Source organism: Allobosea sp. (assembly GCF_030694325.1).
GTDB lineage: Bacteria > Pseudomonadota > Alphaproteobacteria > Rhizobiales > Beijerinckiaceae > Allobosea.
This window is the reverse complement of record NZ_JAUXYO010000321.1, coordinates 1-7,835: the sequence shown is the minus strand read 5'-3', so window position 1 is coordinate 7,835 and position 7,835 is coordinate 1. Positions and strand designations below refer to the sequence as shown.

Genomic DNA, 7,835 nt, shown 5'->3' with positions numbered 1-7,835 from the left:
CCATGCTGCTCGACCGGGCGGCGCTGCCGGCAGAGCTGTCGAAGGCTTCGCGCGCCCTGTCCGAGATCGACCCAGACCTGCCGGCGCGGCTCGCGACCACGCTAGCCGACGAGTTGCCGCTCAACCGGCGCGACGGGCGCTTCGTGCGCGAGGGCCATGACCCGGCGCTGGACGAGCTGCGCCTGCTGCAGGTCGATTCGCGCAAGGTGATCGCGCAGCTGCAGGCGCGCTATGCGGCCGAGACCGGCTGCCGGACGCTGCGGATCAAGCACAACGCCATGCTGGGCTATTTCGTCGAGGTGCCGCAGGCCGTCGGCGAGGATTTCCTCAAGGAGCCCTGGCGGGCGACCTTCGTGCACCGGCAGACGATGTCGGACGCCATGCGCTTCTCCTCCGTCGAACTCGGCGGGCTGGAGGCGAAGATCGCCTCGGCGGCCGACCGCGCGCTGAAGCTCGAACTCGGCATCTTCGCCGCGCTCAGCGAGGCGGTGCTCGCCCAGGCCGAGCCGATCAAGCGGGCCGCGGCGGCGCTCGCCGAAATCGACGTCGCCGCGGGGCTCGCCGAACTCGCCACGCGGGAAGGCTGGACCCGGCCCCTGGTCGACGCCAGCGAGGCCTTCACGATCGCCGGCGGCCGGCATCCTGTCGTCGAGGCGGCACTGAAGCGCGACGGCAAGCCCTTCGTCGCCAACGAAACGGATCTCTCACCGCCGGGCGACGGTGCGAAGGGCGGCCGCATCTGCCTGATCACCGGTCCCAACATGGCGGGCAAGTCGACCTTCCTGCGGCAGAATGCGCTGATTGCGGTGCTGGCCCAGATGGGGGCCTTCGTGCCGGCGACGAGCGCACAAATCGGCATCGTCGACCGGCTGTTCTCCCGCGTCGGCGCCGCCGACGATCTCGCCCGCGGGCGCTCGACCTTCATGGTCGAAATGGTCGAGACCGCGGCGATCCTGAACCAGGCCGGCCCGCGTGCCCTGGTCATCCTCGACGAGATCGGGCGCGGCACCGCGACTTTCGACGGTCTCTCGATCGCCTGGGCCGCGATCGAGCATCTGCACGAGGTCAATCGCTGCCGGGGCCTGTTTGCGACGCATTACCACGAGCTGACGGCTCTGGCCGACCGGCTGGAGCGCGTCAGCAACGCGACCGTGCGCGTCACCGAATGGAAGGGCGAGGTGGTGTTCCTGCACGAGGTCGTGCCCGGCGCCGCCGACCGCTCCTACGGCATCCAGGTCGCCAAGCTCGCCGGGCTACCGCCCGCCGTGGTCGAGCGCGCCCGCACCATCCTCGGCGAACTCGAGAAGAGCGAACGCGAGAAACCCGTCGCCTCGCTGGTCGACGACCTGCCGCTGTTCGCTGTTCCGCAGCGCCGCGCCGCCGCCCCTCCCGTTCTGCCTGCGGAAGACCCGCTGCGGCTCGCCCTCGACGGGCTCGACCTCGACGAGATGACGCCGCGCGAGGCGCTGGAGGCGCTGTATCGTCTGAGGGGGATGAGCTAGCCGATCCGCCGGATGCTGGTGATCGCGCCGAAGCTCTTGGCCAGGATCCGGTCGCGGGCGGTGCGCAGCGGCTCGCTCATCACCGTCATCGAAGAGGCGGTGGCGTGGAGCAGCGTGTCGGGGTCGGTCATGATGCCGACATGGCCCTTCCAGAAGACGAGGTCGCCACGCCTCAGACTGCTCAAGCTGTCGTCGAAGGACACGGGCTCGCCTATCTCGCGCTCCAGCATGTCGGAATCGCGCGGCGAGCCGATGCCGGCAGCGGCCAGCGCGAGCTGCGTCAGGCCGGAGCAATCGAGGCCGAGGCTGGTCTTGCCGCCCCAGAGATAGGGCACGTTCAGAAAGCGCTCGGCGACGGTGACGAAGTCGGATTCGGGCTGGTCCAGCGGCGCGAGATGCGGCGCGAAGACGAAGCCGGTGGTGTAGCGGCCGAACTCGGCGAGCGCGAGGAACTCCCCGCTCTCGCCGGCCACCGCGACACCGGCCCCGAGCGACAGGGCCGCCAGCGGCGGCAGCTTCATCGACGGGCCCGGATAGACGAAGGTTCGCAGCGCACTCACGCGGTGGGTCGGCGCGAGCGCATCCGGCCGCAGCGCGTCGTCGGGCAGATAGCCGACATAGCCGTCCGAACGAAGCTGGACCCAGGCCCAGCCCTCGAAGCGCTCATAGACGTCGACCGCCTCGCCGCAGAGCGCCTCGGTGTCGAGCGGGGCATCGGGCCGCGGCTCGCGCCGCAGCGGCGCCGAGGGTGCGGCCACGCGCATCGGCTCGGGATCGGCGAAGGCACGCGCCTCGACGCGGCCCTGCAGGTGGCGGGCTGCCAGATCGGGGCGAGCCGGGGTCAGCCGGCGGTCGAGCGTCATGTTCATCTGTCGGGGATCCATCTCAGGGGCGGCGCGCCACCAACGCCTCACCGTCCCGGCCTTTGAGGACGAGGGCGCCGTCAGGGCGAATATCGAAGCTGCCGACGCCTTCGAGCCGGCGCAGAAGCGCCCGCTCCTGCGCCATCACCGCCGGCTCGCAAGCCATCATCGTCGTCGCCGAGAGACCCAGCGTGAGACCTTCGCCGGTGAGCGTGTACGACGTCCGGAAGCGGTTGCACGACCCGTTGCCGGCGAGCCCGCCATCCGCGAGAAACTGAAGGCTCGGCCGGGTTTTGCCGAGCACGCGCTGGCCGCCGATCTGCGTGACCCGCCATTCGCCGGAGATCAGCAGATCACGCGGCTCGCCGCCACACCCCCCCAGGACCGGCTGACGCCGAAGGATCGCGACGGTATCGGGATGGGGCATCCCGCTCATCGTGTCGCGGCAGAGGCGGCGTTCGATCGCGATCCTGGCGGGGCGGCCGTCGAAAACGACGTCGTAGCGCGCCTGCCGGCCAGCACGGCGCGCCCTCGGCGTGGGCGCCCGCAGCTTTTCGCCGCTCGCCATGTCCAGGGCGATGCTGTCCCGAGCGATGGTCAGCCGCCAGCCCGGCTCCTGTCCGCGCGCGGTGTAGGGTGGGGCGCCCAGCGGAGCCGCCAGCGCAACAGGGCCGAGGACGAGAGCGGCAAGACCGGCCAGTGGGCCGAGGCGGCGTGTCCAGACCATGGTGATTCCCCGACGCAGGCGGCGACCATAAGCGCAACGCGCCGTCGTCGTCACCCGAGCCCGGTCAGGTCGCGCCGATCTCGCGCGCCCGCTCGACGACGCAATCGGCGAGGCGCTCGACGGCCAGCGCTCCGGCCACGGTGCGCTGGATCACCACGTTGCGGCGGTCGGTTTCGTCACGCCGGCGCGTCACCAGCCCGAGCTTGCCCATGCTGTCCAAGGCACGGGTGATGACCGGCTTGGTCACGCCGAGCTGCGCCGCAAGGCCGCGCACCGTGTGCGGCGGCAGCTCCAGATAGATCGTCAGCAGGATCGCGGTCTGGCGGGCCGAGAGGTCGGACTCCCCGTCGCGCACCAGATCGAGATGGACCTGACGCCACAATCTGAGGGCCTGCGAAGGCCTGATCTCCAGCGGCATGGGCAGGACGGATCCCGATCGTTACGGACCCGTATCATTACCGCGCGCCGAAGCGGGCGCAATCGGCTTCTGCCGACAGGCTTAACCGGGCGGGTGAAGCTGCCTGACCAGCGCATAGGTCAACCGCGCCGCCTGGCACTCGCCGCCCTCGGGCCGGCCGGGTCTGGCGGACGGGGTCCAGGCGTAAATGTCGAAATGGGCGTAGGACTGCGTCTTCTCGACGAAGCGGTTGAGGAACAGCGCCGCTGTCACCGAACCGGCGAAGCTGCCGCCGGAGACGTGATTGAGATCGGCGATGCGCGACTCCAGCATGCGCTCATAGGGCGGCCAGAGCGGCATGCGCCAGACCGGGTCGTTGACCGCCTGCCCCAGCCGCGCGATCTCCGCCGCCAGGCCCTCGTCATGGGTGTAGAAAGGCGGCAGATCGGGGCCGAGCGCGGTGCGCGCCGCGCCGGTCAGCGTGGCGAAGTCGATCAGCAGTTCCGGCGCCTCCTCGTCGGCGAGCGCCAGCGCATCGGCCAGGATGAGGCGGCCCTCCGCGTCGGTATTGCCGATCTCGACGCTGAGCCCCTTGCGGCTCGGCAGGATGTCGCCCGGGCGGAAGGCGGAGCCCGAGACGGCGTTCTCCACCGCCGGCACGAGCAGCCGCAACCTCACCGGCAGCCTGGCCAGCATGATCATGCGCGCCGCCGCGATGGCTGCGGCCGCGCCACCCATATCCTTCTTCATCAGCAGCATGCCGGCCGAGGGCTTGAGATCGAGCCCGCCCGTGTCGAAGGCGACGCCCTTGCCGACGAGGGTGACCTTCGGATGGTCGGGGTTGCCCCAGACGAGGTCGATCAGCCTGGGCGCGCGCGGCGAGGCGCGGCCGACGGCGTGGATCATCGGGAAGTTGCGGGCGAGCAGATCGTCGCCGATGATCGCCGTCACCACCGCGCCGGTTTCATCGGCGAGCGCGCGGATGGCGAGCTCGATCTCGGCCGGCCCCATGTCGTTGGCGGGCGTATTGACGAGATCCCGCGCCAGAGCCACCGATCCGGCGATCCGGGCGAGATCGGTGCCGTCGACATCCTCCGGCAGGACAAGCCGCGCTGCGATGGGGGCCGGCTTGCGGTAGCGGTCGAAGCGATAGGCCTGCAGCAGCCAGCCCAGCGCGGCGAGGTCCGGATCCCCCGTCTCACCCGCCAGGACATAGTCGCCCGCCGGAAGAGAGGCCGCCAACCGCCCCGGGGCGAAGGGATCGCGACGCCGCGCCTCGATGCCTTCGACGCCGAGCAGAACCGCCGCGACGGCGCCCGCGGCGTCCGGCAGGAGGATATGCTGGCCGGGCTGAGCCGCGAAGCCCTGGGCTTCCGCGAAGCGCCGGGCTTCCGGCGCGAGATCGGCCAGCAGCGCCCGCAAGCCGGTTTTCGTCACGCAATGGACGGGGATCGCGGCCGGGCACGCTGCAACGACAAGGGTGTTCACGGGAGAGGCTACCTGATGCGGAGGGCGGCCAAGGCCGGTTAAGGATGCGTTAGGGTTAACGTTTTATCACCGGATCGACCACATCGGCCATGGTGGCGAGGCGGTGAGACCCATGTTTTCCAGTCATCTGTCGTTACCCGTCGGGCCATTCAGGGCGCTCGCGTCACCGCGACGGCTCTCCCGCCCCGCTCTGGCTTTCTCCCTCTGCCTCGCCGGCCTCATGCTCGCGGGTTGCCAGGCCCGCGGCGGGCTAGGGGACGTCACCGGCTCCATCGGCGGCAGCGCCGCGCAGCCACGCAGCGCCTCCGACTGGCAGTCCGAGAGCGAACGCTGGGGCAAGCGCTACGAAGCCAACCCGAAGGACCGCGACGCCGCCTTCTACTACGCCCGCGCCCTGCGTTCGCTCGACCAGAACGCCCAGGCCCTGGCCGTGCTGCAGAGCGCCGTGCTGACGCATGGCAACGACCGTGCGCTGCTGGGCGCCTATGGACGCTCGCTCGCCGACAACGGCCGGCTCAAGGAAGCCGACGACGTGCTGTCGCGGGCTCATTCGCCGGAGCGCCCGGACTGGCGCATTCTGTCGGCACAGGGCACGGTCGCCGACCAGCTCGGCGAGCATGCCCGAGCCCAGCAGATCTACCAGGCAGCGCTGAAGATCGCGCCCGGCGAGCCGACCGTTCTCTCCAATCTCGGCTTGTCGCTCGCCCTGTCCCGACAGTTGCCGGAGGCCGAGCGCGTCCTGCGCGAGGCGGTCTCCGCCGGCCGCAGCGATCCGCGCGTGCGCCAGAACCTGGTGCTCGTGCTCGGCCTGCAGGGCCGTTTCGGGGAGGCCGAAACCCTCGCCCGCCAGGACCAGAGCCCCGCGGAAGCCGCGGCGACGATCGCCTATCTGAAGCGCAGCGTGAGCCAGCCCAACAGCTGGGAGATGCTCAAGACGGGCGCAGCCAAGCCCAAGGCGAAAGTCACGCCGGCGCAGGCGCGCGCACCCGAGCCGAGCGAGCCGCAGGGCTGAAAGCGCGCGGGCCGGAAAGCCCGCCGTCCCCTAAGGGCGCTGCAGCGGACATCGCTCCGTTCACTCCCCCATTGCACAAACGGACGATGGGGCACCCGCGTCGGTTCGCCCGCAATTCCCCGGGGCCAGGGACGCGGCGGACGGCATGCGGCTTTCGATCGTGGAAAGCGATGCCCTGCTTGCAACTGCAAAGCCCAAAGCCCGCGGCAACCCGCGACTGCGGGCTGCGGGTGTGGGATCTCATTCAAGATGACACCGACATGCGCGCTGAAAGCACGAATCTCACTCAGTGTCACCGACCATCTCATTCAGAATGAGACCAGCCATCAAAAATCTCATTCAACGTGAGACTGGGCGGCTTTTTGGTCATGCGCGTGGCGCATGCCGCGTTGAATGCCAAAAAAAATCGCGCGGCCGGAGCCGCGCCAGATATCGGTTACGGTGTCAAAGATCCGCCACTCAACAGCTCCGCTCAGCGAGACCCGCAATGTAATCCGAATACCGCTTGCCGCGATGAAACGCGACACTGTTAAGGGTTGCCTTAAACCCCCTCAATTCGGACACGGCCCGCCGATCAAAATACGTCGCAACCGACGAATCTGATTCATCCATAATAGACCCAAATTCCAGAAACATCAGCGCCCTCGACGCCAACATCCGACTTGTATTATACAATTTTGCAACATCTCCTACCTTTATCCATTCGGAATTAAATTTATCAAAAGATGACCTCAATATAGGCTTTTGCTTACCGAGTCCGTCAGTTTCTAGAAGATGTCCATTTCGGATGAGAAATTGAACGGTACGCTTGTTAACAGCAAGAGTATTTATAACATACCTCCTGGTGACTATATTATCGCCAGTGGACATTCCACGGAGCATTAGATCCAGAACTCGCTTCGAAAACCTAATGTCTGCCATGGATATCACTTCAGAACCGACAATTATCGGTAGAATTTTACCTTCCCTAATACTTTGCATGGCTCCCGCAAGTGTAATTCCTCGTGCGCGATGGGATCTCAGGAAAACACCGAACGAAACCCTTTCGCCATTTTCGGTGGCAACAACTGATCGAGTGGCGACGGAGGCGACGAAATCGATGAGTGTCGACCGTGAAAAAAGATATCGCTTGTTCCCACTGATGGATGGCCCATCGACCGATGCTAACAAGCCCTGGTCGGCAAACATTTTTGTAAACGTGGCCGAAACCGAAAGAAATTTGCTCGCATTCTTCAAGCTCAGTAACGCGCTACCATTGGGTATCAATTCTTCGGCTGCTGAACGCTTCATGAAGCGTCGAGGCTTTTGTTTCGATCGTTCGATGACGATCGTCGGTGGCCTCCAGTTCAGAATCGCGCGGGCTTGCGCCTTTCCGACACGGCGGGAGATTTCGAGCTCGCTTATGAACTCGTTCTTGAGCTCTTGTCCTGGAAGAATGATCGCCGAATTGCGTCGGACAGGCTCCAACGCGCCACTCCAGCTCTCGCGTATATATTTGTCAAATGCATTTCTAATACACTCCATTCCATCGCGTGGGCGATATGCCGTGTATTGATAGAAGGACCGGAATGCGACCGGCGGCGCGGCGGCCACATTCTCTGATTTACTGTTTTCTAATGCGAGTTCCGACAGAAACCGGTCGAAACTGGTAGGCCATTCACGCAAAATAGACCATCCACGTGACAGGATAAGATGGACGTTGCTTCGATGACTGACAATCTTCGACTTCCAGCGCCTATGGTTTGGCTCGCTGCTCGCATAAGTTCCGAGTTGCTGAAGCACGTTAACGAGCTGAAACAGCGAGAGCTCACCAAAGGTTTCGACAAATTCTGGCGTTGGTGCTTCA

Annotated in this window: 7 protein-coding genes; 2 read left to right on the top strand and 5 right to left on the bottom strand. The window is 66.4% G+C overall.

Annotated elements, in window-relative coordinates; genetic code table 11:
• The coding region (mutS, locus tag Q8M82_RS20585) for a DNA mismatch repair protein MutS (RefSeq protein ID WP_305693165.1) at positions 1-1,502 on the top strand (1,502 nt) is incomplete at its 5' end.
• On the opposite strand, the gene Q8M82_RS20580 is transcribed toward mutS, so the two are convergent.
• From Q8M82_RS20580 to Q8M82_RS20565, 4 genes are all read right to left on the bottom strand, one after another.
• Entirely contained in the window at positions 1,499-2,371 is an 873-nt protein-coding gene (locus Q8M82_RS20580; RefSeq protein ID WP_305693164.1) for a C40 family peptidase, read from the bottom strand. The two genes, mutS and Q8M82_RS20580, sit on opposite strands and share 4 nt — an antisense overlap.
• Positions 2,372-2,387: 16 nt before the next feature.
• Positions 2,388-3,092, bottom strand: a complete 705-nt coding sequence (locus Q8M82_RS20575) for an META domain-containing protein (RefSeq protein WP_305693163.1) — start codon at positions 3,090-3,092, stop codon at positions 2,388-2,390.
• Positions 3,093-3,156: 64 nt separating this feature from the next.
• Complete coding sequence (locus Q8M82_RS20570; RefSeq protein WP_305693162.1) at positions 3,157-3,510, bottom strand: MarR family winged helix-turn-helix transcriptional regulator; 354 nt, start codon at positions 3,508-3,510, stop codon at positions 3,157-3,159.
• Positions 3,511-3,591: 81 nt separating this feature from the next.
• Positions 3,592-4,977: a leucyl aminopeptidase family protein gene (locus Q8M82_RS20565; protein ID WP_371126424.1), complete on the bottom strand. Its 1,386-nt coding sequence runs from the start codon at positions 4,975-4,977 to the stop codon at positions 3,592-3,594.
• Between the two features lie 220 nt (positions 4,978-5,197).
• Here Q8M82_RS20565 and Q8M82_RS20560 point away from each other — a divergent pair, with 220 nt between their 5' ends.
• Positions 5,198-5,989, top strand: coding sequence for a tetratricopeptide repeat protein (locus Q8M82_RS20560; protein ID WP_305693161.1), 792 nt, complete (start codon positions 5,198-5,200; stop codon positions 5,987-5,989).
• Positions 5,990-6,448: 459 nt separating this feature from the next.
• On the opposite strand, the gene Q8M82_RS20555 is transcribed toward Q8M82_RS20560, so the two are convergent.
• Positions 6,449-7,835, bottom strand: a 1,387-nt coding sequence (locus Q8M82_RS20555) for a hypothetical protein (protein ID WP_305693160.1), incomplete at its 5' end; no start/stop codon positions are given.

What these genes read in the sequence shown, in the direction of transcription:
- Q8M82_RS20560 (WP_305693161.1), top strand. Translation starts at nt 5,198, where the DNA reads ATGCTCGCGGGTTGCCAGGCCCGCGGCGGGCTAGGGGACGTCACCGGC.
- Q8M82_RS20580 (WP_305693164.1), bottom strand. Translation starts at nt 2,371, where the DNA reads ATGAACATGACGCTCGACCGCCGGCTGACCCCGGCTCGCCCCGATCTG.
- Q8M82_RS20575 (WP_305693163.1), bottom strand. Translation starts at nt 3,092, where the DNA reads ATGGTCTGGACACGCCGCCTCGGCCCACTGGCCGGTCTTGCCGCTCTC.
- Q8M82_RS20570 (WP_305693162.1), bottom strand. Translation starts at nt 3,510, where the DNA reads ATGCCGCTGGAGATCAGGCCTTCGCAGGCCCTCAGATTGTGGCGTCAG.